General features: G+C 52.2%; 22 protein-coding genes (1 of these 22 running past the window's edge). 14 read left to right on the top strand and 8 right to left on the bottom strand.

Annotated elements, in window-relative coordinates:
• Positions 1-293: 293 nt before the first annotated feature.
• The 7 genes from JE47_RS0112065 (at position 294) to JE47_RS0112040 (ending at position 3424) form a co-directional block, all read left to right on the top strand.
• Positions 294-542, top strand: coding sequence for a hypothetical protein (locus tag JE47_RS0112065; RefSeq protein ID WP_031460005.1), 249 nt, complete (start codon positions 294-296; stop codon positions 540-542).
• Between the two features lie 25 nt (positions 543-567).
• On the top strand, positions 568-741 hold the full coding sequence (locus JE47_RS21795) for a hypothetical protein (RefSeq protein ID WP_160173284.1): 174 nt from the start codon (positions 568-570) through the stop codon (positions 739-741).
• A gap of 139 nt (positions 742-880) precedes the next feature.
• The gene (locus JE47_RS0112060; RefSeq protein ID WP_031460004.1) at positions 881-2047 is read left to right on the top strand and encodes a M50 family metallopeptidase; all 1167 of its coding nucleotides are present in this window, start codon (positions 881-883) and stop codon (positions 2045-2047) included.
• Positions 2047-2271: a hypothetical protein gene (locus tag JE47_RS0112055; RefSeq protein ID WP_031460003.1), complete on the top strand. Its 225-nt coding sequence runs from the start codon at positions 2047-2049 to the stop codon at positions 2269-2271. Before JE47_RS0112060 ends, JE47_RS0112055 begins: the two co-directional genes overlap by 1 nt.
• The gene (gene cas4 / locus JE47_RS0112050) at positions 2271-2783 is read left to right on the top strand and encodes a CRISPR-associated protein Cas4 (protein WP_031460002.1); all 513 of its coding nucleotides are present in this window, start codon (positions 2271-2273) and stop codon (positions 2781-2783) included. Before JE47_RS0112055 ends, cas4 begins: the two co-directional genes overlap by 1 nt.
• A 93-nt stretch (positions 2784-2876) precedes the next feature.
• Positions 2877-3128, top strand: coding sequence for a hypothetical protein (locus JE47_RS0112045; RefSeq protein ID WP_031460001.1), 252 nt, complete (start codon positions 2877-2879; stop codon positions 3126-3128).
• Positions 3125-3424 carry a hypothetical protein gene (locus JE47_RS0112040; RefSeq protein WP_031460000.1) on the top strand — a complete coding sequence of 100 codons (300 nt, stop codon included), beginning with the start codon at positions 3125-3127 and terminating at the stop codon, positions 3422-3424. The genes JE47_RS0112045 and JE47_RS0112040 overlap by 4 nt, the downstream gene beginning before the upstream one ends.
• Positions 3425-3746: 322 nt before the next feature.
• Here the strand turns inward: JE47_RS0112040 and JE47_RS0112035 are convergent, their stop codons facing one another.
• The 4 genes from JE47_RS0112035 to JE47_RS0112020 form a co-directional block, all read right to left on the bottom strand.
• Positions 3747-4358, bottom strand: a complete 612-nt coding sequence (locus JE47_RS0112035; protein WP_031459999.1) for a biotin transporter BioY — start codon at positions 4356-4358, stop codon at positions 3747-3749.
• Between the two features lie 182 nt (positions 4359-4540).
• On the bottom strand, positions 4541-5572 hold the full coding sequence (locus tag JE47_RS0112030; RefSeq protein ID WP_031459998.1) for an alpha-ketoacid dehydrogenase subunit beta: 1032 nt from the start codon (positions 5570-5572) through the stop codon (positions 4541-4543).
• A gap of 21 nt (positions 5573-5593) precedes the next feature.
• The gene (locus JE47_RS0112025; protein WP_031459997.1) at positions 5594-6559 is read right to left on the bottom strand and encodes a thiamine pyrophosphate-dependent dehydrogenase E1 component subunit alpha; all 966 of its coding nucleotides are present in this window, start codon (positions 6557-6559) and stop codon (positions 5594-5596) included.
• Between the two features lie 297 nt (positions 6560-6856).
• Positions 6857-7288, bottom strand: a complete 432-nt coding sequence (locus JE47_RS0112020) for an Hsp20/alpha crystallin family protein (RefSeq protein ID WP_031459996.1) — start codon at positions 7286-7288, stop codon at positions 6857-6859.
• Between the two features lie 308 nt (positions 7289-7596).
• Here JE47_RS0112020 and JE47_RS0112015 point away from each other — a divergent pair, with 308 nt between their 5' ends.
• Positions 7597-7821, top strand: a complete 225-nt coding sequence (locus JE47_RS0112015) for a type II toxin-antitoxin system prevent-host-death family antitoxin (RefSeq protein WP_031459995.1) — start codon at positions 7597-7599, stop codon at positions 7819-7821.
• Positions 7822-7963: 142 nt separating this feature from the next.
• On the opposite strand, the gene JE47_RS0112010 is transcribed toward JE47_RS0112015, so the two are convergent.
• Both JE47_RS0112010 and JE47_RS0112005 read right to left on the bottom strand, forming a co-directional pair.
• Complete coding sequence (locus tag JE47_RS0112010) at positions 7964-8875, bottom strand: SPFH domain-containing protein (RefSeq protein WP_031459994.1); 912 nt, start codon at positions 8873-8875, stop codon at positions 7964-7966.
• A complete protein-coding gene (locus JE47_RS0112005) occupies positions 8872-9861 on the bottom strand; it encodes an SPFH domain-containing protein (RefSeq protein ID WP_031459993.1) in 990 nt (329 codons plus the stop codon). The genes JE47_RS0112010 and JE47_RS0112005 overlap by 4 nt, the downstream gene beginning before the upstream one ends.
• Positions 9862-10173: 312 nt before the next feature.
• Between JE47_RS0112005 and JE47_RS0112000 the strand changes: the two genes are divergently transcribed.
• Together JE47_RS0112000 and JE47_RS0111995 are read left to right on the top strand one after the other, a co-directional pair.
• Positions 10174-11313 (top strand): BMP family lipoprotein, encoded by a 1140-nt coding sequence (locus JE47_RS0112000; protein ID WP_031459992.1) that lies wholly within the window; start codon positions 10174-10176, stop codon positions 11311-11313.
• Positions 11314-11944: 631 nt separating this feature from the next.
• Positions 11945-14026 carry a 3'-5' exonuclease gene (locus JE47_RS0111995; protein ID WP_031459991.1) on the top strand — a complete coding sequence of 694 codons (2082 nt, stop codon included), beginning with the start codon at positions 11945-11947 and terminating at the stop codon, positions 14024-14026.
• A 102-nt stretch (positions 14027-14128) separates the two neighbouring features.
• Here JE47_RS0111995 and JE47_RS0111990 read toward each other — a convergent pair whose 3' ends face one another.
• Entirely contained in the window at positions 14129-15625 is a 1497-nt protein-coding gene (locus tag JE47_RS0111990) for a DUF4129 domain-containing protein (protein ID WP_031459990.1), read from the bottom strand.
• 428 nt (positions 15626-16053) lie between these two features.
• On the opposite strand from JE47_RS0111990, the gene JE47_RS0111985 reads away from it, so the two are divergent.
• The 3 genes from JE47_RS0111985 to JE47_RS0111975 all read left to right on the top strand — a co-directional run bounded on the left by JE47_RS0111985 (position 16054) and on the right by JE47_RS0111975 (position 22325).
• The gene (locus JE47_RS0111985) at positions 16054-18996 is read left to right on the top strand and encodes a transglycosylase domain-containing protein (protein ID WP_031459989.1); all 2943 of its coding nucleotides are present in this window, start codon (positions 16054-16056) and stop codon (positions 18994-18996) included.
• Positions 18997-19118: 122 nt separating this feature from the next.
• On the top strand, positions 19119-20756 hold the full coding sequence (locus JE47_RS0111980; RefSeq protein WP_031459988.1) for an ArnT family glycosyltransferase: 1638 nt from the start codon (positions 19119-19121) through the stop codon (positions 20754-20756).
• A gap of 219 nt (positions 20757-20975) precedes the next feature.
• Positions 20976-22325, top strand: a complete 1350-nt coding sequence (locus JE47_RS0111975) for a dihydrolipoyl dehydrogenase family protein (protein ID WP_031459987.1) — start codon at positions 20976-20978, stop codon at positions 22323-22325.
• Between the two features lie 107 nt (positions 22326-22432).
• Here the strand turns inward: JE47_RS0111975 and JE47_RS0111970 are convergent, their stop codons facing one another.
• Entirely contained in the window at positions 22433-23713 is a 1281-nt protein-coding gene (locus JE47_RS0111970; protein WP_031459986.1) for a hypothetical protein, read from the bottom strand.
• Between the two features lie 204 nt (positions 23714-23917).
• Between JE47_RS0111970 and JE47_RS0111965 the strand changes: the two genes are divergently transcribed.
• Positions 23918-24214, top strand: the 5' portion of a protein-coding gene (locus JE47_RS0111965; RefSeq protein ID WP_031459985.1) for an amidohydrolase. Its footprint extends 1302 nt past the window's final position; only the first 297 of its 1599 coding nucleotides appear in the window; it begins with the start codon at positions 23918-23920; the stop codon falls past the right edge of the window.

Here is a 24214-nt window from a genome sequence, read left to right as displayed (position 1 = left end):
CGAGAAACTGCACCACTCGCACACGTTGTGAATAGATTCGGAACCCGGTTCTTTTCGCGCTTTTCTCTCTCTCCGCACTCTGCTTCAGGACTTATCAATTCTCCGACATTGTGGTAAACAGAGAGGCTGAACTCGGATCGGAGGAGGGAGCGATGAGCGACGAGCAACACAACGGGTTGCACGCCTCTCTGCGGGAAATACCGCATCACCATCGCCGTCAAGGGCGTATCTCCCCCGTGGTGAACATGGTGGGTGGAAGCCGATGACGCGATGCGGACCGCTCTGGAGCAGGAATGTGGCTGGCCGAACGTGCGCTGGGATGGGCGCGTGCGGCGCCAGCGGACGCCACTGCATGCAGCAACGTGGAGCACGAGCGACGTGATGGTCAGATACGGGAACCAAGGGTTTGTCGCCGTTTGATTGAGGGAAAGGAGAATTGGTATGTGCACGAACGACGTGATGGTCAGATGCGGGAACTGAGGAGGGCCGAACCCGACGCCACAGCAGCTCAGCCGGTGGGTGCGCGGCCAGTGGGACAGTGAACACGGGGTGTGTTGGGTGTGAGACGTGACGTATCAGGAAGACCGCACTCATGCGCGAACGGTTGGCTGGCCGCTCCACGCCATCCGCTGCGTAGCGATGAACATCATTCGTCGGCAAGGCTTCCGTTACATTCCTGATGAACATCGGGCAGCCTCCGCACGCCCAGACCGTGGCCTGGTTTGGTTGGGTATGTATTAGAGAGTTGATAAGCCCTGACTCTGCTTGGGTTTCCCTTGACTCAGCCGCTTCAATCCGGTACACTACTCTTGCATACGAGCGGCGACGAGCTACCTGCTCGTCGCCGCCATTACTCTACCCAGCCCTATTGGAGCGTGCTATGCTCATGACAACTGCAAATAACATCTGGCAACAGGTTACAGGTACTATTTTCGATCCGTTATTGACCGTTCTCGTCTTTCTCCTAATGCTCAGTCTGCTCGTATTCGTTCACGAGCTGGGCCATCTGTGGATGGGTTTACGCATGGGCATTAAGGTTGAAGAGTTTGGGATCGGCTTTCCCCCGCGGGCGCTGGTCCTCTTCGAGCGGAACGGGATTAAGTACACGCTGAACTGGCTGCCTCTAGGCGGTTTTGTTCGCTTTGCCGGAATGGATGGCGAGAAAGACGCAGTTTACGGTACCGGAAGTTTGGCCACTGCACCACCCTGGCGCAAAATTCCGGTGATGTTGGCCGGCCCGCTGATGAATTTTGTTCTGGCGGTAGTAATCTTTTCCGTGCTCTTTGCGACCGTCGGCGTACCTACTCCAACTGGTCGCATGCAGATCAGTAATGTGTATCCCGGCACGCCAGCGGCAATCGCTGGGTTTCAAGCTGGTGATGAGCTGATCCGGCTCGATGGTCAGTCCATTAGTAATGAAAACACCATCCGTGAGATAGCTCAGCGCCGTGTAGGAAGTGCTATCGAAGCAGTAGTTATTCGTGATGGTGTTGAAGTCACGTTAACGGTAACTCCAGGCCCATGGACAGCTCCTGATGGCCGTGAGTTCAGCGCCGGTTTTGGGTTCAGTTATGGTGCTGCGGTGGTTAATCAGCGGGTTAACCCAATTGCTGCGATTGGCGTCGGCTTTATGCACAGTGTCGAACTGACCGGACGCATGGTGATGATGCTAGGCGAGCTACCGGCTGCTTTGGCCGGTCTGTTCAGCCCTACACCACCTCCAACCGGCGAGCCACTTGGTCCGGTTGGGATTGCACGGGCAACTGGCGAGGTGATCCGACAACCCGATGGCTTCATTTCATTTTGGTCGCTGACGGCAGTACTGAGTCTTAATCTCTTTATTCTGAACCTGTTACCAATTCCAGCCCTTGATGGGAGTCACATTCTCTTTGCGCTGATTGAATGGATACGTGGTAAGAAACTGCCGCCTGAAAAAGAGGCACTGGTACACGCTTTCGGGTTTATGGCCCTGATGGGCTTGATGGTGCTATTAACGGTCAATGACGTGTTGAACGCAGTGCAGGGAACACCAATCTTTGGTCGCTGATGGATGTCATTCGAGCCAGTGAATTAGGGGAATACTCCTATTGCGCACGGTCGTGGTGGCTTCGCCGGGTCGTCGGCCTTGAGCCGACCGGTGCCGAGCGTCGTGAACTCGGCACAATCGCGCACATCCGGCATGGATGGTTGGTAGCAACGAGCCAACGTCTGCTCTGGATCGGATTGGGCTTGCTGATCAGCGGCGTTGGCCTGATTATCTGGGCAAGCTGATGGTAGCGCTAGGGATTGCGCTGATTCTGGGTGCCATCGGGATATTTGTACTGGCCTTTATCTTGCGGCAGCGTAGCGGTTTACCCTGGGTCAGAGTGGTGAGCCAGGATGTCAGTGAAGCTCGCACGTTGGCTCGTCCGCTTTATAGTGCACGCCTGGGCTTGACCGGCAAACCGGATTATGTGCTGCAACGCGGGTCGGACCTGATACCGGTTGAAGTGAAACCTAATCGCTACGCACAGCAGCCGTACCGGTCTGATCTAATGCAGTTGGCTGCTTACCTTGTCTTGATCGAGGAAACTACCGGTACGGCCCCACCGTATGGTCTGCTGCGCTACGCTGAAGCAACATTTCGATTACCTTATACAGCAGCCGTGCGTGCTGAAGTACTGACGACCCTGAGCGAAATGCGTGACCTGTTACGAGCAACCGATGTTGCTCGTGATCACGAAGATGCTGCACGCTGCCGTAAATGTGGTTTTCGCGATCAGTGTGAAGATGCGTTGAGTTAATACTGAGGGAAACAGACAGTGTTTGCCAGACATGTGTGGTACCATGAAGTTTGGATGCCAGACATATAGTGCATATTATCGGCGAGAGATTGTATGCAGCTCACCAGTGATGATTTAATCGCAGCGATTGCCGAACATTTAGCCGGACGGTTGTCAATTGCACAGTTGGCAGACTGGGCATTCGACCGTTTCTACAGCCTCGAACAGGAAGAACTGATCGTACCAGCCGCTGAAGAGGAAGTTATTCGCGAGGTTCTTGACGAACTAATGTTTGCGGATGATGAAGCGTTTGCACTATCAGTCGAAGAGCTGCAACGCTTGATGGATCGATTGGCACGACTATGAAGATTCAATCGCATCCCCGTTTACGCGGCGTTATGATTGGCGATGAAGTCTACTCGTACCACTACCATCTGGCTGCCCGGGTCGCTGACATCTTCCCCGCCGCGGTCTGTGTCCGGATCGGTGTTCTATCTACCGAAACTCCGATGGAGCTAAGTCAAACACCGCAGTTATGGCGAGCTGATGAGATCGAGAACTTATCGGTGTGTCGGTATTGTGGGACACGCGATAATGTACGGGTTGTGAACGAGAACGGGATTCCGTTTAGGGTGTGTACACAGTGTCTCCCGGAAGAGTAGGGTCATTCCGAATAAGAGCCTATCTGAATGCCGCGTCGTTATGTGACACCTGGTGATGGGCAGAACACGATGTGACCAGCGTGTTGCGGTAGTTGAGATAGTGCGTCGCATCGTTATATCGCACATGGATTGTCCTGATGACCAACGCCGAGAGCAATGAACCGCTTCATTCGTATGGAAACACCTGCTGTAACCTTACGCCAGGCGTGTGGATGGGGAACCCGACTCTATCAGTGTAGCGACAGTTGCTGGTTCAGATACGCTCTCAGTAAGAAGGGGTAGGTTGGCGCCTACCCCTTATTCACCCTCTTTGCTTTTACATTCACGCTCGCCCACGGAGCCACTTTAACACCTGCCAGCCACCAGGCAAGACAGCGGCAGCCAGCACAATCTTGATTGCATCACCGATCAAGAAAGGAAGAACACCCTTTGTCAGGGCATTCTCTGCCCCGATAAAGAAAGCCAGCCAGGCTGCACCAATCAGATAGATCACCAGATTGGCCAATACCATCGAGGCCACTGCACTCAGAAAACGACGATCCCAACCGCGTGCTGCCAGCCAACCGGTGAGTGTCGCTGCTATCGGGAACGAGATTAGATAGCCACCAGTAGCGCCGAACAGGTGATTATATCCGCCAGTACCACCGGCAAAGAAGGGAAGTCCGATTGCGCCTTCCAACAGATACAAGAGGAGCGCCATTAATCCTAGGCGTGGACCAAGGAGACTTCCGACCAGAACAACCCCCAATGTTTGACCGGTAATCGGTACTGGTGAGAACGGTAAGAGTGAAATGCGGATCTGCGCAGTTAAGGCGACAAACAGACTCCCCAGAACAACAAGTAATGTGTCGGCGACGAGGGGATAAGCTAGCCAACCCCTTCGTGGTAGAACGGCCTGTGCTAATGTCTCGTTGGTGGTTAATGTCCGATTCATGACACCTCCATCAGGTGCAAGCCTTTACCAGGATGGATAGATTATAGCCGACTCGGTTCCAACTGCCAACAAGAAGCACATCAACAGTAGTGAAAGGTCTTTCACCTTCCCTCCAGCCTCTTTACTCTCCCACATGGGGAGCTGACCATTATATTCTGGAACGAGATATTTCGGATAGACTCTTAATACGCCAGCAACTCGCGTGCTGCGGCCAGAATTTTGGCCGCATTTGGCCGATACGCATCTTCGAGTGGTGGGCTGTAGGGTACCGGTGTATCGGGAGCGGCCAAGCGCGTAATTGGCGCATCAAGATATTCGAAGGCCTGTTCAACAATAATTGCCGCAACCTCGCCACCCACACCACAGGTGCGATTGGCTTCGTGAACGATCAAGACCTTACCGGTCTTACGTGCCGTTGCCAGGATCGCCGTTTCATCAAGTGGTTTCAGCGTGCGCAGATCGAGCACCTCGATGCTATGACCATCCTGTTCGAGCACGGTTGCTGCACTTAACGCCTCTTGTACCATCGCACCGTAGGCGATAATACTAAGCTCTTCACCACTGCGACGCACCACAGCCTGACCGATTGGAACAGGTACATCACCTTCGGGTACCAGACCCTTGAGTGAACGATATAAATACTTTGTCTCATAGTAGATAACCGGATTCGGGTCGCGGATCGCACTCAGTAACAGCCCATAGGCATCGGCAGGGGTAGCCGGTGCGACAACTTTTAGACCAGGCGTGTGCACAAACCATGCCTCATTTGACTGAGAATGAAACGGGCCAGCGCGCAAACCACCACCCCCAGGAGCACGCACGGTAATCGGCACCGGTTGACGCCATCGGAAATGATTGGTCGCCGCAAACTGTACTATTGCATCAAAACCGGTCGAGATAAAATCGGCAAACTGCATCTCTACAACCGGTCGAAAACCTTCAAACGACATACCAATCGCTGCGTACAACATGGCCAGTTCGGTCATCGGGGTATCAATAACCCGATCCTCGCCAAATTCCTCGATCAGCCCCTGCGTCACCTTAAACGCACCACCGTACACACCAATATCCTCTCCCATCAACAACACTCGCGCATCGCGTTGCATCTCAAAGCGTAGCGCAGCTCGGATCGCTTCCAGGTAAGTCAATTCGCGTGTGCCCTGTTCGCCATTGAGCACGGTCGTTGTTTTATGTAGGCCTTGATCCCAGGTCATCATCTTCCTCCTGTGCATAGCTTAAGCGTAGACACCATCAGTAAGAGTTGCCGGATCAGGGTACGGTGACGCTTCGGCAAAGGCCTGGGCTTCATCGAGTTCAGCTTCGATCCGCGCCAGGAGTGCAGCTAATGTTGCATCATCAAGTAATCCACGTGCTCGCAACACCTCTTCGATCCGGGCAATGGGATCACGTGCTTCCCATTCAGCAAGAAGTTCTTTGGGAACATAAGCCATATTATCGTGAATCGCATGACCGCGCATACGCATCGTTTTACATTCGATAAATGTCGGCCCGCCACCGGCCCGCGCCCGTTCTACCGCCTCACGTGCTGCGCGATAGACGGCAACAAAGTCATTCCCGTCAACGATCACTCCTGGCATCCCATAGCCGGCTGCCCGCTGTGCAATATGTTCAATCGCCATCTGACGACTCAACGGCGTTGAATATGCGTACTGATTATTTTCGCAAATAATCACCATCGGCAACTTAAAAACACTGGCCCAATTCATCGCTTCGTGAGCCAACCCCTGTGAGGCACTCCCATCGCCGAAAAAGCACATTGCAACCCGTGGTTCACCCTTCAGTTTGATCGCATGGGCGACACCGGCAATCACACCGGTAGAGGCCGGTAGATGGCTGATAAAGCCGATAATGCCCAGACTCAAGTCACCCATACCGTGAAGATTCGCATCGCGCCCACGAGTGACACCAGTCTCGCGGCCCAGCCATTGAGCCAGGATGCGTCGTGGGGTCAGCCCCCGCACTAAATACGCACCCAGATCACGGTGCATTGGGGCAATAATATCGTGCGGCCCAAGGCTGAGCGCTGCTGCAACACTAAGCGCTTCGTGCCCAATTTGTGAAAAATAACCACCGACAATCTTGCTCTGCTTATGCAAGAAGGTACCTCGGTCATCGAGCGCACGAGTAAGGCGCATCCAGTAATGTGCTCGTTGCAACAGGTCGTCATCAATTTCGTTCATGCCATCTCCCTCTCGCTACACATACAATTGGGCATTCGTCGCCGCCATATTTTCATTGCGCTGTGGGTATAGTGTTATTGTACCCGATTACGTGAATAAGGGAGGAAGGTGAGAAAAGAGAATCGGATAAAGATAGGAAACAGAAAAAAGGAATAGTGGGAGGAACTCCCTCCCATCTCTCGCTTCCTTTTACCCGGTGGAAGCGGGGAGAGGGTGAGGAGGTCAAAAAGAATAACAGCGTGCAGGAAGATTGTTTCCTGCACGCTACATGCTCAACCGGCAATATCAGGACAACGACTATTGAGCAACATTGACAGCAATCTTGCGCGGCTTGATCTCTTCAGCCTTCGGTATCGTGACCGTCAACACGCCATTCTCAAGCCGAGCCTCAATCCGATCCGGATGAATCTGATTGGGCAGGCGGATGCTGCGGCTGAAGCGACCATAGCGACGCTCGGTGACATGATACTGACGATCCTTGCGATCGCTGCTCTGCGTAATCTCACCGCTGATCGTCAGGACATTGTTCTCAAACGTAATGTTCAGTTGATCAGCAGTCATGCCAGGTACCGCCATCTCCACGTGATAGGCATCAGCGGTCTCGCTCAGATCAAGTGCCGGTACCAGGCTCCCACTGCGGGGCATCACACCGGTGAAACCGGTGAAGAAGGTGTCATCGAGCAGTTGCGTCATCTCGCGGAACGGATCCCAACGGGTCAGGTTCGTCATAGTCGTCCTCCTTACCTCCTCGTATTTTTACTGGTTGTGCTCTCATTCGAGCCTGGTTATACCTTAGCAAATCATTGTTAGAACGACATTGGCAAACTGTTAAAGCTCTGTCTACAATTCTTGAAGACCGGATTCAATGACATAAGGTATGAGGCAAACAACCACAGCAAATCATTCGGACAGAAATATAAGCGTTGAAAAAGACTACTATCGACAACCAAATCTTTATTTTTGATCTATGCAGGTTGAGTGCAGCGTGCTACAATGCAATCACACTGTAAATGGCACTTATTTAAAGGGGTACAAACATGACACGTGCAATCAACATTGACTTGCAGGGAGGTGTGGTACCGATTTCACAGGCGGCAGCCAGTCTTGCTGCCTTGATCCGACGGGCAAAGGTGAGTGGACAGCCGATTGTGATTACCCAGAAAGGGTATCCATCAGCCGTCCTGCTAAATATCGAGCTCTTTGAGCAATTACGGGCACTCGCTATGCAGGCGGAACAGAGCAGGCAACAACAAGAGATGTAACCTATCGATTCAGTGATACGTCATACTGTATCAAACGAGGATCATCTCGCCAGACGGGAGGCAATAAGCGATGACTACATATAATTGCTGCCCGCCATCTGGCAACGTGACGGGCAGCACCGGTAATCAACTATTTTAACAGCTACTGCCGGTTATTTTGTACTGCCATAAGCGCTGACATAACACGCTGGTCGGTTTGGGCTGGCACGAGGGTGACTCTAGCTTTGCTCTCGGTCAAGTTCTGCACTTCGAGGATCGTAAAGAGGGCATCACGCACTTCAGGGTCGGCTCCAATACGAGCTAGGGCTTGACCCAAAATCTTCGGACGGACTGCCTTAGCCCGTGCAAACTCGATAGCTGCCTGCCGTTCGGCAGTGCTGGTGATGACGCTTACCCGGTTGGCACCATCTTGCAGAATTGCCGACGTAACCTGGCGCAAGCGATTGACGACCTTAGCTTCAATCTGCCGGATCATATCGCGATCACGGAAATGTACTTTCCGAATGTACACCGACCCTAGCCGGTATCCCCATTCAGCAGCCTTCGGTGACACCTCGGCTCGCACCGCCTGACTCATCGCATGACGGTTTTCCAACATCTGCGCCAACGGCATATTGCTTAATGTGCGCACGACTGCATTGCTGACATTGGCCGCCAGTGAGCCTTGCGGATCGGCATTCTTGAACAGGTAAGCCACCGGATCGCTTATCGACATCTCGTACCAGACACCAATCCCCATCGGAGCACCCTCTTCCGAATTCACGGGCTGGCTGCGCAGGTAGCGCTGATCGAGGCGCATATCTATCACATAGCGACGTCCGAAGAAGCTGATGAGAAAGGCGTTCACTCCCAGATGGAGGGGAAGAATGACCAATCCCGGCTCACGCAGGACACCAACCACGCTACCGAAGAGGGTATACACGTGGCAGGTACCCTCCTGGACAATGGTGTAAAAGCCGAATAACCGCAGCAGGCCAAAGAAGGTCGGCGCCAGAATAAAGGCAGCGATAAACGTAATCGTGGCAACAAACAGCGTAGGGATCAGGGATGTCATTGCTCCACCTCCATAATAACCCGCTCAGCCTGTTGGTAGAGACCAAGCCGCACATTACGCAGATACGCACTGAGGGCGTCTGAGCCTCTCTTTTTAAGTGCGTAGAGCTGTTCAGCAAGTGCCAGTAGTGGCTCGACTTCGGCCTGTGCCTTGAGCGTCTCAATTTCAACCGCCCGTTTCGACTGGACGATCTTTTGATCGGCGGCCGCTTGCGCCAGGCTAATGTCTGATGAAACCTGGTTATGTGCCGTGTTGATCGCTGCCATTGCCGACTCTACTTCTGGCGGGGCATCGATTTCGGTGATAAGTGATGCGTCAAGAATGATTCCATAGCGCGCCGCCGAGGAGAGGCACTCGCGATCCATGAGTTCGTTGAGATCGCGCAGGTTCTTACGTAGATCGTTGATCGAGACACCACTCATCTCGGCGCCCTCACCTACACTTGTGCTCAATTGCCCGGTTTCGGTTGCCGGTGCGGCAAAATTGGCGATCCGTTCGCGCAAGATCGAGATAAAGTAGCCCATCACGTGCACAACCGGATTTTTAACCCCAAACAGATAAGCATACAGATGTCGCTCGGAGACACGGTAACGAATCTGGCCCTTTAAGCCAACATTAAGCTGATCCTTCGTTACTGCCTCGAGCACCGTCCCACCCTGGTTGGCCCGTGGGTCTTCTAGATCAAGCGCCATGTTAATGGTCTGCGTGGCAATTGAGACCTTGTAGATCTTTTCCCACGGCCACTTGAAATACGGCCCACCAGGCGGAATAACCCGTACTTGTGGGTAGCGATAACGTTCACGCTCTTCAGGGCGGAGGTACTCGGTGAACGGATCATCCACAGGAGGGCCAGGTAATCGCTCAGCCCGCCCAAAGATGGTCTTTACTGCCCGCTCATTCTGATCGACGGTGTAAAAACTAAAAGCGATGTAGCGAACGATGAACCACGCCAGTAAGCCCAGTACAATTCCTAATGGAACAGACATACTTCCTCCCTACTTCCTCCTAAGCCGACCAAACAATAACGTTCACGGCGTAAATGCCGTGAACGTAGATCACGTCCTCTGTACTACAGCTATCATCCTGATCGGTGCTGAATTCATCGAATAACCTTTCCATCATTTGTCTTTCAGTATAACATACGCAGCCGCGAAGAAAAGGTTGCGTTAGATGTGATATAATCGCGCCAATCCAAAAGGTTTGGGGGCGTCAGGGATGCCCTCACAGCAGAATGGCCATGTTCGCCCGTATGGCGCTTCTGCATGGGTTCGCCCGCTTATAGTTCAGGAGAATGGAAGATGCGCAAGACTCTGATTACGCTAGTAGCACTTTTCACGCTGCTGGTACCCCTGCTGGCCGCCTGCGGTCAGCCAGCAGCTCAACCCACAGCAACACCAGTACCAACCACTGCACCGGCAGCACCAACCGCAGCTCCTACAGACTCTTCAAAGCCCCGGATCGCGTTAGTAACCGACCTAGGGAAGGTCAACGATGGAACGTTCAATGAGTTTGCTCACCTCGGTGCGCTGCGGGCGGCGCAAGAGTTTGGGCTAGAGTACAAGTACATCGAGACCCAGGCGCAGGCCGATTATGAGAAGAACATCCAAACCTTCGTCGATGAGGGCTTTGATGTGATCGTGACCGTCGGCTTCCTGATTGCAGACGCCACCAAGAAGTTTGCCGCCGAGCATCCCGACATCATCTTCATCGGCGTCGACCAGTTCTACGAGCCGGGGACGGTCACCGACAACCTGGTCGGTTTGCAGTTCCGCGAAGACCAGGCGGGCTTCCTGGCCGGCGCCCTGGCCGGAATGATGACGAAGACCGGCACTGTCGGCGTGGTGGCTGGCGTAGAGATTCCACCAGTCAAACGCTTCAAGAACGGCTTCGACAACGGCGCCCGTTACGTCAAGCCCGATATTAACCTGCTCGGCGTCTACTTGCCCACCTTCATCGACCCGGCCCTGGGAGCCAGCACGGCTCAGCAGATGATCGGTGATGGCGCCGATGTCATCTTTGGCGCCGGTGGCCCGACCGGTTCCGGTGCGATCAAAGAGGCGGCGGCACGCGGTGTCTATGTCATCGGTGTTGACCAGGACGAGTATGTCACCACCTTTGCCAACGGTGCGGCCCCCGGCGCCGACCGCATCCTCTCCTCGGCGATCAAGCGCGTGGACGTGGCCGTCTACGACCAGATCAAGGCGGTTGTGAACGGCACTTTCAAGGGCAACGGAATTGCCCTGTACGAAGCGGCCAACGGTGGTATCGGCTATGCTGATTACCACGAGACTGCTGACGACGTACCGCCAGCCGTGAAAGCGCGTATGGCGCAGATCCTCGCCGCCTTGTCGAAGGGGGAACTGACCACCGGTGTTGATCCGGTGAGCGGCGATGTTGATCCAAACACGATCCCCGAACCCAAGCCGTTCCAACCCTAGCTTAGTTACTAAGGGCTAACAAAACCTTTTACCGGTGTACCTCTGATGACAATGGTACACCGGTAAATTTTTCGGGCAACAACATATTAGCAACGTTATAACCACGTGATAACAAGGAACTATGTAGAACAATCTGGTTCTATGCAGTTCTTGATACCTGTCCATTGCCTGGCAAACGTGTTATGATATAGTACGCACCAAAACGCAATTGTTATAGATAATAGCGGTAATGTAAGGCTTTTCAACGTTCTCTCACGATCCGGCAGACATAAGGAAAGAGAGGAGTGACAAGTGAGCGGAATGTCCGCAGCGTCTGCAAAGGCTCACTGCTGCCCATTCTGAGATGGTTCAAGCCCCCAGGGTCGCTCGCCGATGATGCATGTTCGAGCATTATTGGGGTGGCTTCTCAACCCGGCCATCTGGTGTGCTCCCGCGACGGGCACAGAGTTGCCGCTGACAATACAGAACGCGGGCCGACGGCTGAGCATCAGGGCAACGGCGCCACTTCAGCGATCGGTGTGACGGTGTGAACGACGTTCATCGGTGAACATAATCAAAAACTGAGAACTTCAAAATCCCTACGGTAATGCCGTTCAGGCTATCGATCAGGTCAGAGAAACGGGATTATTCGATGATCAAATATCAGCTCATTACTCCACCAACATTTCTCAACGAACTGCTTGGCTTACCGGGCAAAATCCAGAAAGCAGTTATGCAAAAAATTAAAGTTCTTGAAAGCAATCCAGTTTCAGAGCAAGGAGATATCAAGAAGCTCAAACATACCGAACCACCACTCTATCGAATAAGAATCGGCGACTATCGCTTAATCTATACCTTTGGAAAAGGATGGGTAAAACTTATTTCCATTCGTAAACGTGATGATCAAACATATCAAAGAGACTTCGGTCATATTGACATGCCTGACATCTCTATCATTGATGTTGTTGAGACAAACGTCGAATTACCGACACATTCAGTAGAAAGCAAATCTTTTCCTGAAAAAGAGGCCAGTGCACAATCAGTCCTGAACGCTGACAAACCATTACCACATCGATTGACCATTGATGATCTCAGGCGATGGCTTATCCCAGAACAATATTGGTCAGTATTATTGAACGTCCATACGGATGACGATCTTCTCAATGCGCCTGTTCCTCCGCATGTCATTGATCGGCTGATCGATATTCTTTACCCACGAAGCGTAGATGAGATTTTGCAACAGCCCCAGTTTCTGATCGGCGAAGCAGAAGATCTCAATCGGTTTGTGGCCGGCGAGCTGACTGAATTCCTGCTTATGCTTGACCCTGAACAGCAACGACCGGTCGAAACACCTCTTGAAGGCCCAATACTGGTGAGAGGCGGACCAGGAACCGGAAAATCGATTGTTGCACTCTATCGGGTTCAGCGGCTTGTTAAGGAAGGGCAGACACCGGTGCTGTTTACGACCTTCACCAATACCCTTACAAAATATTCCGAGCAGCTTCTGGAGCGCTTACTTGGCGAGCCTCCAACCAGCAAAGGGGTCGAAGTTAATACGGTAGATGCACTGATTGTTCGCAGATACACCCAGGCGTATAATCAACCACGATTCGCCCCAGAAGACACGCTGCTTAGCATCCTTCGCCAGGCCCTCCAGACAACATCACTTCCCGCCAGTAATGATAGTGAGCGAAAACGTCTTGCTGAAGTACTACAGTTACTCGGCGAATCGTATCTGCTCGATGAGTTTACCAGCGTGATCGAACACTGGGGGCTGACGAAATGCGAAGAATACCTGAATCGACCGAGAATTGGACGTCGACTGCCGCTACGAGAACCGATCCGTAAGGCGATTTGGGCTGTGTATGAGACCTGGAAGAGCATGCTACAGCAGCAGGGATTAACAACATGGGGACAAGTTCGCCAGCAGGCGCTTAAGCTGGCTTTGCAACAACCCGATCCCTGCTACCGTGCGATTGTGATTGATGAAGCGCAAGACGTATCACCGGTTGCGCTGCGTTACTTGCTCGCTTGTGTTGAATCGCCGCGTTCAGTTTACCTTACTGCCGATGCTGGTCAGTCGCTTTACCAGCGTGGGTTTTCGTGGCAACAGATCGATAGTTTGCTGCAAGTACGGGGGCGTAGTTACACTTTGCGGCGAAACTACCGCAATACTGCCGAAATTGCCGCAGCCTGTGCCGCAATTTTGGGCGATACCGACAAAGAAGTGAACGCTGTGCACCACGGTAGCTTACCGGTAGTAAGATTTTGTCGCAATATCGAGGAAGAGGCAGTGGCTATCCGTAATTTCTTCATCGCTGCTGCGCGTCAATGGCGTCTCCCCGCTCACACCGGTGCAGTGCTCTGCCACAGTAAGCAGGTCGCACAACAGATTTGTGCGCAATTACAACAAATTGGAATGCCGGCTGAGTTTATGGAAAAGAAGCAGATTGATCTGCGTAAGCCGGTCGTAAAAGTATTGACTATCCATTCGGCAAAAGGTCTAGAATTCCCTTTCGTGGCAGTTATGCGTTTGGCACAAAATCACTTTCCACACGATTTTAATCATTTACCAGAAAAAGAACGCGCAGAGATGATAAATCAGGAGCGCCGCCTATTCTACGTTGGTTGCTCACGAGCGATGCGTGCCTTGCTGGTTTGTGCTGCTGCCGATCAGCCGTCATCGTTTGTTCTTGACTTGCCGACAGCACTGTGGCAGCATGAAAATGGGTAAATCTCATTTGAGCAATTGCTGGAACGATGACCAATCACAATCGTTTCCAATGCGATAAAGCCGTTCCTTCTTTGCATTCTCAATGCGGTGGTACGATCCTGATTACACCTTCTGCCGAAAGCGGCGCAGCACCTGTCTGAGTAATCGTTGCTCTTTCCGATCAATGCTTTTACCGGCGTAGACCACACGCTGGTAGGTATCTGTTAATACCTGTAGCTCTGTCACTCCGTCTGGCAATCGGGAGAGAGCGTGGGTAGCATACTCTGCCGGAGTCTGAGACGGTCGGCGCGGATAGCCACGAGCGGCAGCATGGCGCAGAGCAGCATGGTAGCAGGCATTGACCGTATCAACTAATGGAACTTTCGTCCGACGCCGACGTGCCAACCTGATAGCACCGTTTCCTCGTTGCGGTCGCAGCAACAGCTTACGCCAGAAACGGCGCTGCCGCGCAACAGACCACCAGGCTAAAACCCCGGCAATAATTCGTTTCAGTACATGCTTTACCCAGGTCTGACGCCGGAGAATCTGCCAAAACGCGAGCAGTGCTAGCAGTGCTATACACAACCAGAAAATCAGGCCAGGCCAGAATTGCGATTCACGCGCCGCATGAGCTATAGCCACCGGTTCAGGAGGAAAAAGCGGCTCTGTTTTTGAAGACGTATTAAGCAGCCAGGTTAGCAAAAAGTATAAAAGAAGTGGTAATAGAATGATCAAACTCATTAAACTAATAAAACAAGTTGAGAAAAACAAATTTATAAGCAAAATAATACCTAGTATTGCATAGATCACATCACGCCATTCTCCAGAGATCGGTATCCAAATCCGAACAGGCATCAGCAGAGCCAGTAATACTATCAAACCAATGATTGCTATGCTCAGCAAACGCCAACGCACAACAACATCTGGGGCAACCTCTGATCCATCACTCTGCCAGTCGGCAATCTGCGCCCGCTGCTGGGCAAGCGCAAACAGGCTCAGACCACCGATCAGATAAAGGGCCATCCAGCCAGATGCAAGCACCCCCTCATGTATACGAAAGCTTTGCATAATAATCATAAATAGCCCACCCCAGGCCACACCGTTACCAATAAACTGCACCGCATTCCAACGGCGAAGTCGAGCATTGCTGTCGTAAAATAGAGCGTCGAGCGTATAGAGTGGTGCCTTTTGTGGTGGGTTAGGGACAAGTACAGCGATAGCAGCAATTCCACTGCGGCTGAGCAAAGCAACCGTTGTCAAGGTAAGGAGACAAAGGAAAAAAGGCATATCAAGGCAAGCCAACGGATCGACAATCCACGCCTGCATCACCGTAATGCCATCAACTCCAAAGCCAAGCGTGGCAACCATACGCGCCAACACGACCAGGCCAAAAATCTCAGCAGCCAGATACCGCAACGCACCTCCTGCGGCTTCGTGCAATCCGGCTGCCATCCGCATCCGCAACGCAACAGTCTCTAAACCAACAATCACGCTGGCGCCGATCAACCAGATAGATTGCCAGCCGATCTTTTCGTAAATTAGATCACCGACTGAAGCAATAGGAAGCGTTATTAACAAAACAATGAGTATTGCCGGACCGACAAGTGAAGGCTGCTTCATTCTTTATCTCCGTCTTTTACTGATGAAGCAATAAACACGAGTAGATTTATGGCTTATCAAGACACTTAAGAGTGTACACACATCTGTAGCATTTGGCAACGTTTTCTCCTGTCGGTTAACAGTGACGTACTGAAAACTCCTACGCATTCGCAGGACTCTACAACGTCTTCGGCAATGTTTGATACGCCAATGACCATCATGCCCCCGAACACAGCAATCCCATCACACTATTCGTTGGACGTGCTGCAAAGCGTGTCTCGTCTGACCTACCCTTACCCTCTCTTGCAATTAGCGCGACCGGTGGATATGATTGTGGGATCAGGCTTTCCTCAGCTTTCATCTGATTATAACGTGCTATACTACCTGCGACGCTAACGATCAGCGTTCAGCGCAAGTATAAAGATAACGAAGCAGGGTTTGAAGGTTTTATGATCCGCTCACGTCGTATCGTTACGAATGATCGTAATGGTCGCCATGGTCGGCGCCCTCTACCACCGCGCCTCTTACGTGGTCGACCGGCCCCACGTTCTGCGGTTAGTAAGTTTCTCTTGAACGTCATTCTAATGTTATTAGGAATCGGCGTAGTGATCCTGCTTGCCCTGGCTGGCATAGCCTACAACGCATACACACAAATCGCCGAGAGCTTGAAACCACGATTAGCGCTCCTCGACAAGCGTGAGTTGTTTGAAAACTCGCGTATCTTTGACCGGAACGGTGAATTGCTCTACGAGTTCTTCGATGCCGGCAAGCGCACGAAGGTCACGATTGACGAAATCAGCCCGTTACTCATTCAGGCGACGATTGCCATTGAGGATAAGACATTCTATACCAATCCGGGAATTGACTTAGGCGGTATCATTCGCACGCTGCTCGACAGTCTCCGTGCAGGAGAAGAGACCGGTGGCGCTTCGACGATCACCCAGCAGGTGATAAAAAATAGTGTGCTGACGCCCGAAGAGCGCCTACCTGAACGACGCTATGAACGTAAATTGAAAGAGATTATTCTCGCCCAAGAGCTTGATCGTATCTACACCAAAGATCAGATTCTTGAGCTGTACCTCAATGAGAATTTTTATGGCAATCTGGCCTACGGCATTCAAGCCGCCAGTGAGGTTTACTTTGGAGTCAATGCCGCCGATCTTGATCTTAATCAGGCATCCCTGCTTGCCGGTCTGCCTCAGCTACCATCGGTATACAATCCGGTAAACTATCTTGAACGCGATGAGCAAGGCAGCTACCTGCCACCAGTCTTCGTAGGTGACGATTGGCTAGATCCGAATGCACGCCTACCTGCTGGCACGCCATTACCCAGGGTTCGCCAGGCAGCAGTCCTGCGCCGTATGGTCGAAGATGGCTACATCACTGAGGCCCAGGCCCGCCAGGCGTTAGCAACACCACTACGCTTCGCCCCCCAAGAAGCACCGCTCAATGCGCCGCACTTTGTCTTTTATGTGCGCGATCTCCTTCTACAGCGCTATGGAGCGCAGATAGTGTACGGTGGCGGATTACGCATTACAACCACGCTCGACCTGCAATTACAACGAATGGCACAGGCCACAGCTTTCGACCGCATTGCCGAACTAGAGGCTCGCAACATTCACAACGCGGCAGTGGTTATTATGCAGCCGAACACCGGTCAGATTCTGGCAATGGTCGGTAGCATCGATTACAATGCCGTCAAACCAACCAAAACACCCAGCGAGTCAGGGAATGTGCTCGATGGTCAGGTGAATGTGGCAACCCGTGAACGACAACCAGGCTCGGCACTCAAGCCGTTTACCTATCTGGCGGCAATGGAACAGGGTATGACACCAGAAACTGTCTTGTGGGATGTGCCGACCCGCTTTCCAACCGGTACCGGTGACTGGTACGCGCCACAGAATTACAATGGACAGTGGAACGGCCCAGTACGCATCCGCACTGCGCTAGCCAACTCTCTCAATATGCCCGCAGTCCGTGCACTCAAGTTTGCCGGAATCGATTATACTCTCCGTTTGCTCGAACGGGTTGGCATTCGCAATGGTTTGAAACGAGGTGCCAACTTTTACGGACTATCGCTAACTCTCGGTGGTGGTGAAGTCTCACCACTTGAACTGACAACGGCGTACAATACTCTGGCGAGTGGTGGTCGCTACTTCGCACCGGTAGCCATTCTGGAAATTACCGACTCACAGGGACGGACACTCGAACGCTTTACCCAAACCACCGGTGAAGAGGTCGTTGACCCAAACCTGGTTGCAATCATCACCGACATGCTCAGCGATGATCGCGCCCGCCAGGCCATTTGGGGCTTGAACAGTCCGCTCAAACTCAGCTTGCCCGCAGCGGTCAAAACCGGTACGACCAACGACTGGCGTGATGCCTGGGCAGTAGGTTACACGCCGTTTGTAACGGTTGGCGTCTGGACGGGCAACAACAATAACGAACCAACGGCACGAGTTGAGAGCTTAACCGGCGGAGGAATTATCTGGCGTAACGTGATGGAAAACATCTTCCGCTTAATTGCCGAAGATGAACGCTACCGGGCACTCTTTGCAGCCCCCTTTCCCAATGGTGAGATTCAGACTGAATTTACACTCCCGGAAAACGTTGTGCGGCGTCCGATTTGCGAGCTACCCGGCCCCTTTGGTGGCTACCGCGAAGAGCTTTTCACGCCTGAGATGGTCAAGCGTCTCGAAGAGGAAGCACAACAGGCATCGGCCACCACAACCGGTAACACAGTGCCGACTGAAGAATTCTGTTCGGCCTACACAAAAGTTACCGTTGTCCGCATTCCAACGCCGGAAGAGTGGACGAGTACCGGTGAGCTGCGGCCGAATCCGCCACCGCCACCTCCTACCGATCCCAAGGCGCCACCACCGGCCCAGGATTTGAGCGCCCTGACTGATGGAGCGTATTGTCGGCCTGTGCCCGAAATCAGTTACCCGCCTGAACTGGTACGCGAAATCTATCTCTGGAAACTGCCACCACCCGATCCGGATGAGGAGGTTGAATACAAATGGCGCAGTGGAGACGCTACCGTTTCACTCAAGTACGAAGAGTTACCGGAATGCACCGCTGAGATGTTCCAGCCACCGATTCCGGTACCACCGGTCGCAGGGGCAATTCTGATGCCCGATCTGCGACAACTAGGCGAAAATCAGGCAAAGGAGGTGTTGGCGCTCTTGGGAATTGACCCCGGACGCATTTACGTCGATTATCAAGGGCCTGACCGCGCTGGCGAAGATTATTATCGCTTTGGACCGTATGTGGTACTCAGCTCAATGCCAGCCCCAGGTGAATGGATATTGCCGGATACAACGATTGTATTAGGAATTCGTGCTCCTGACCCGGAACCAACAGCAACCCCGGCTCCGGAGCGTGAGGAGTGATTAGGAGGGGCAGGTAAGGAACCTGCCCCAGATGGTATGCTGATACGGTATGCGATGGTTCCAGCCGTATGGGGTAGTTGATAGAAAGAAAGAACGTTGGTCAGCGAATTGAGCAAAAAGGTATGGTAGCCATAGTAATAAAATTACTTGCTATCCAAAGGATATTAAAGTTGACAGTCATGCAAAGAGAGCAACAAACACCACCCAATTCTTCCCCAAAAAGCACTGCACTGACTATTGTTGGTATGACCAAACTTATCCTGCTAGCCCTATCCTGTATCGCGACTAGCACGTACCTGTACGTGGCACTTTCTCGTATATCATTCCCGTTCGCTGTTGAATGGGTAGAAGCGAGTACATTTATCCAGGTGGTTCAAATTCTCAAAGGTAAGCCCATTTATACCTATCCGAGTTTTGACTTTATTCCAACGATATATACTCCTTTCTACTACTATATCGTTGCTCTATTTGCAAAATTCACTCAGCAAATCATGTTTTCAATGCGATTCGTTTCATTATTGGCGTCGATCACAATCTTTGTAATGATCTATAAGATTTGTCGTCAGCGTGGAATGAGCCACGAATCAAGTTTCGTCGCTGTTGGTCTCTTTGCAGCATCTTACGGCGTTGTTGGATATTGGTTTGATATTGGTAGAGTAGACACCCTCTTTCTGGCCTTTTTATTGGTCGGATATGTTTTAGCTATTACGCAAGCCAAGCCAGACAGTCTATATGGAATGCTGGCCGGTTTGACACTCTTTCTGTCATTTGCAACGAAACAGCCAGCGTTGGGAGTAACTCCATTTATCGTCGGATACCTCGTAGTGCAGAAACGCTGGCTTAAGGCTCTCTGGCTCAGTTGCTCTTTTCTGGTAGCCTGGACTGGATTTGTCTTCTTCATGAACATAACATCAGATGGATGGTTCTGGATATATACCTTCAGCATACCTTCTGCCCACCCCATACTCTGGGAGACACTTTTCAACTTTTGGACGCTATATATTCTTCCAAAATTCAGCTTACTCCTCATCATTCCTATATTTTCAATACTAATTCTATTTTTACAGAGAGACATGGATGGCATTTCTAATCTTTTATTGTTTCTCCTATTTTTCTTCTTGCCGATGACACTAGTGAGCATGGTAACAATCTCTAAACAATGGGGTTATCTGAACGGTCTCTTGCCGATTGTAGCAGCTCTTGCAATTAATGGAGCAGAATCCTACGATAACATCATATCTACGACGTTAAGGCCGACGCGCTACCGAATAGTCAATCATCTCCTCTCAATCATACCGACGATGGCGCTTATGCTACAGTTCTTGAATTTATCTTACAATATGCAAAATCAGATACCTTCAAAAACATCGTGGGAAGCGGGCTATCGAACTCTTGCCACATTGCAAACGTTGGAAGGGCGAATATTCATTCCGACATCACCGTATCTCTTGTACATGATCAACGAACAGACCCACTTTCATGCATCTTCTCTCGGTGACATCGAACTTGCTATGAAACGCAGTCCTACCTTAAAAGACATGATGGAAGGCTATGTCGCCAATATTCGTTCATACATTTCCAGTAGAAATATTAAAGTCGCTATTCTTCCTGAAGCAAAATGGTTTGACTATGCGTTCAATGCTGAACGTGGATACCACTGTGAGAGCCTTTCATCGGAATACAGAGCACTGACCACCTTAACGGGTGCAGTAAGCTATCAGGATCGAATTTGTTATTATACAGAGGATTCCGCGAAATAGCGCGATTATACCTTCACGTATTCGTAGAGACAAAATCTATATTCCTTACTCACCTTGTCTAACAGCACTATCCTGAACGGAATCGAACGCTGCATCATCACCGATGCAGTGCACAATCACAAAATACCTTAACGACTATGTAACCTCTTGCCTACCGATTGCATCTTCATTCATGGTGGAATATATCATAGACAAACCGATAGTAATTGGAGCGCGATAATGAAAGAGATTGTTGTGATCGGCGGCGGTCCGGCTGGTGTTGAAGCAGCAGTTGCCGCTGCCCAGGGAAACACAAAAGTAACCCTTATCAGCGAGGGGCCAATAGGCGGTCGTACCGGTTGGGATAGTTTGTTGCCGAGTAAAGTCTGGCTGCATGCAGCGGAAGTTGCCGACATTGTTGCCCATGCCTCATCTGAAGGAGGAACTGCTGGACGTGTCGAACCGGCAACGGTCATCCAACGCATCAAACAGGTCGCTCATCAATGGAGCGAGCACGAAGCGCAACGCTTACAGGCTGCTGGGGTACAGGTTGTGCACGGTACCGCCACTTTCAGCAGTCCGCATCATCTGACGGTGCGCAACGATGATAACCAGCAGACATTACACGCCGATGCAGTGATTATTGCTACCGGTTCAGTGCCACGCTTCCCACCTGCGATGAAACCTGACGGCCAACGCATTATTGCTCCTCGCTTCGCCAGCCATCTCAATACATTACCGCCTGATATGATCGTCATTGGGGCTGGTCCGACCGGTAGTGAATTTGCCTCCCTTTTCAGTCGTCTGGGAGTTCGTGTCACGTGGATCGTTGGGAGTCCTGGAGTGTTGCCTATGTTTGCCCCGGCTGCCGGTGCAGCGCTCAACCAGGCAATGACCGCGCGGGGGGTGAACATTGTACAGGTTGATGGCGAACGAGTTGAGCGCAGCGAAACAGGAGTGCGCGTGACGACGACCGATGGTGCAGTGTATGAAGCGGCAATGGCGTTTCTCGCCATTGGACGGTTACCCGATCTGAGTCGTCTTGATCTGGCAGCAGCCGGTTTGACCGTGGATGCGAACGGGCAACTTACGGTTGATCAACACGGTCGCACTGCGGTTGATCATATCTTTGCCATCGGTGATGCAGCCGGTGGGCCGATGCTGGCGAATCGGGCCCTGGCACAAGCCTGGATTGCCGGACGTACTGCTGCCGATTTACCGGCGCCGGGGTATTGCCCACACACTATCGTGCATGCGGTCTACACAGTACCCGAAATTGCACAGGTGGGAATTGTGACCGGTGCCGAAGAGGAACTGAAACGGGTTCGAGCATCCTATACAACGTCGCTCAAGGCTTTTCTTAGCGCTGACACTGACGGCTGGGTTGAATTAACCTTCGACCCGATCACCCGTCAGGTTCGTGGCGGAGTCGCCGTTGGGAGTCACGCTGCTGATTTGCTCGCCCCGGTAGCACTGGCGATCCAGACTAATGCGACTCTTGCCGATCTGGCAGCCGTCTTTGCCGCCTACCCAACATTGAGCGAGACGATCTTTACGGCTGCGCGGGCGGCCAGTCAGGTCATAGCTTGACGATGAAGTTATTCCTTCGGCATTCCCTGCCATCTCATGTAGATGATAGCGTTTGGCCGAGATAGAGGGGCGGGTGCAAGACCCGCCCCCGTCTGCGAAAAGAGCGCTTAACCGGTGAGGTCGACTACGCGCTGCCGATCACCGATTCGACGCACCGCTCGTATCAGTAGCGACAACAGCACTAACATCCCCAGCACACCATACTCAAGGATCGGCACCCGCAGCACGTCGGGCAGGCGGTGCCACTCGCGGCGCAGACCGTAGTAGGCTAGCACCGTCGTTGCATAAGCGGTACCAATCGTCCACCGTGCTCGCTTTGAGAGACCGAGACCGTGCATCTGGTTAACAACAAACATTGCCAGCAGGCTGAAGGTAAACATAGCCCCAAGACCACTTCGTTTGTAAAGGGTAGAAATCACTGCATGCGGTAAGACCATCAGCTCAAGCGCCAGAGTCCAGCGTGGGTCGCGGTGAGCTTTGGTATAGATCAACGCTGACTGAACGAAGAGCAGCAAGGTGTGGAAGAGACCAGTGTAGTGCAGCGGCTTAGGATCGATGGGGTGATACCAGAAATTGTAAGTTGCCGCCCACGAGAAAATGTAGCCATGAAACTTGCGCGCAAAACGGACTAACTCAGCCGGTGGCATGAGTTTGCGACTACCGAAGAAGAGGCCGCGTCGCGGTGCTTCCAGCGCCAGAGCCATCATCAGAATAAACGAGACCGAGCCGAGTGCACTACCCTCTGGCACATCACGAGCGAGGCCATCGTAGGTATAGTGCGACTGCAAGTAGTGTAAGGCCACACCACCTACATTCACGGCCAGCGCAATCCAGTTAAGCCGACGCAGGGCAGCAGTGTAACGCAACTGTTGTCGTTGTGCAGCATAGATACATCCCCAACTTGCCAGTTGATGCACCAGATACCCACTCCAGGTCAGCCAGCGCTGAGCCGGATGCGGCGTCGCTGCAATCCAACGATAATCACCAGGTTTACCGCTGTATTCAATATATTGTTCGGGTGTCCGGCCTATCAGTGCCGATATACCAACCACCCCGGCGCAGACTGTGGCTGCCGGTAAGAGGAAATTATGCCCTTCCACCGGGGCGACCGGTGCTTCTGCCTGTCCTGCAACCCAATCAACATAGTGCCGCAATGCCCAACCAACCAGAGCTGCACCAGCGGCTGCTGCAAGGCCACTTGCCAACGCACGCCATGGGTGTTGACGTGGCCCGGCAGCTAATCCAGCACAGAGTGCACCCGCCGTACCGACGAATGCCAGACCGATCCCGGGACGTTGACCACGTGCGACATCAAGCCAATACATTGCCGCCATCGGGTTGAAGAGAGCTGCCCCCGCTAGCGCGTAATTTGTGCGCGGATTGGTCACGGTCGGCCTCCTTTTGTGCACGGGCTGGTATCGATATTTGCAAAATCATGACATATCATACCACGATTGCAGTGGGCATGAAGGTTGAACCATCAACAAGTTGTGAATACTCTCTACTGCGTAAATATTTGACTACTCAGATTTGACAGAATAGAGTAAGCTGCGTAGGATACGACGCAATATGCTCATTGTGGGAGGCTCTTTATGAAGACGATCATGTTCTATGGCGGCCCGATTTACACGCTTGATCCCGCTCAACCGGTTGTACGCGCCCTGGCCGTTCGCGGTGAGCGTATCGTAGCGATTGGTGATGAAAAGACAGTGCGGGAAGCCGCCAGTCATCAGGTAGAGTTGATAAACCTGGAAGGACGGGCGATTGTACCAGGACTGACCGATGCCCATGTGCATATCGTGCTGCATGGTCTGAACCAACAACAGGTACGGTTAAGCGACTGTCACGATCTATCCACTGCTCTTAATCGCGTTGCCGCCGCCGTCCAA

It is taken from the genome of Chloroflexus sp. MS-G, from assembly GCF_000735195.1.
In the GTDB taxonomy this organism is placed as follows: Bacteria; Chloroflexota; Chloroflexia; order Chloroflexales; family Chloroflexaceae; genus Chloroflexus.
The sequence above is the reverse complement of the archived record's forward strand: the minus strand, read 5'-3'. Positions and strand labels throughout refer to the sequence as shown.

Excerpts from the sequence above, each read along its gene's own strand:
- JE47_RS0111975 (WP_031459987.1), top strand. The coding sequence starts at position 20,976 with ATGAAAGAGATTGTTGTGATCGGCGGCGGTCCGGCTGGTGTTGAAGCA.
- JE47_RS0112035 (WP_031459999.1), bottom strand. The coding sequence starts at position 4,358 with ATGAATCGGACATTAACCACCAACGAGACATTAGCACAGGCCGTTCTA.
- JE47_RS0112015 (WP_031459995.1), top strand. The coding sequence starts at position 7,597 with ATGACACGTGCAATCAACATTGACTTGCAGGGAGGTGTGGTACCGATT.
- JE47_RS0112040 (WP_031460000.1), top strand. The coding sequence starts at position 3,125 with ATGAAGATTCAATCGCATCCCCGTTTACGCGGCGTTATGATTGGCGAT.
- JE47_RS0111990 (WP_031459990.1), bottom strand. The coding sequence starts at position 15,625 with ATGAAGCAGCCTTCACTTGTCGGTCCGGCAATACTCATTGTTTTGTTA.
- JE47_RS0112065 (WP_031460005.1), top strand. The coding sequence starts at position 294 with ATGTGGCTGGCCGAACGTGCGCTGGGATGGGCGCGTGCGGCGCCAGCG.
- JE47_RS0111995 (WP_031459991.1), top strand. The coding sequence starts at position 11,945 with ATGATCAAATATCAGCTCATTACTCCACCAACATTTCTCAACGAACTG.
- cas4 (WP_031460002.1), top strand. The coding sequence starts at position 2,271 with ATGGTAGCGCTAGGGATTGCGCTGATTCTGGGTGCCATCGGGATATTT.
- JE47_RS0112025 (WP_031459997.1), bottom strand. The coding sequence starts at position 6,559 with ATGAACGAAATTGATGACGACCTGTTGCAACGAGCACATTACTGGATG.
- JE47_RS0112030 (WP_031459998.1), bottom strand. The coding sequence starts at position 5,572 with ATGACCTGGGATCAAGGCCTACATAAAACAACGACCGTGCTCAATGGC.
- JE47_RS0112010 (WP_031459994.1), bottom strand. The coding sequence starts at position 8,875 with ATGACATCCCTGATCCCTACGCTGTTTGTTGCCACGATTACGTTTATC.
- JE47_RS0111985 (WP_031459989.1), top strand. The coding sequence starts at position 16,054 with ATGATCCGCTCACGTCGTATCGTTACGAATGATCGTAATGGTCGCCAT.
- JE47_RS0111980 (WP_031459988.1), top strand. The coding sequence starts at position 19,119 with ATGGTAGCCATAGTAATAAAATTACTTGCTATCCAAAGGATATTAAAG.
- JE47_RS0112045 (WP_031460001.1), top strand. The coding sequence starts at position 2,877 with ATGCAGCTCACCAGTGATGATTTAATCGCAGCGATTGCCGAACATTTA.
- JE47_RS0112055 (WP_031460003.1), top strand. The coding sequence starts at position 2,047 with ATGGATGTCATTCGAGCCAGTGAATTAGGGGAATACTCCTATTGCGCA.
- JE47_RS0112000 (WP_031459992.1), top strand. The coding sequence starts at position 10,174 with ATGCGCAAGACTCTGATTACGCTAGTAGCACTTTTCACGCTGCTGGTA.
- JE47_RS0112005 (WP_031459993.1), bottom strand. The coding sequence starts at position 9,861 with ATGTCTGTTCCATTAGGAATTGTACTGGGCTTACTGGCGTGGTTCATC.
- JE47_RS0112020 (WP_031459996.1), bottom strand. The coding sequence starts at position 7,288 with ATGACGAACCTGACCCGTTGGGATCCGTTCCGCGAGATGACGCAACTG.
- JE47_RS0112060 (WP_031460004.1), top strand. The coding sequence starts at position 881 with ATGCTCATGACAACTGCAAATAACATCTGGCAACAGGTTACAGGTACT.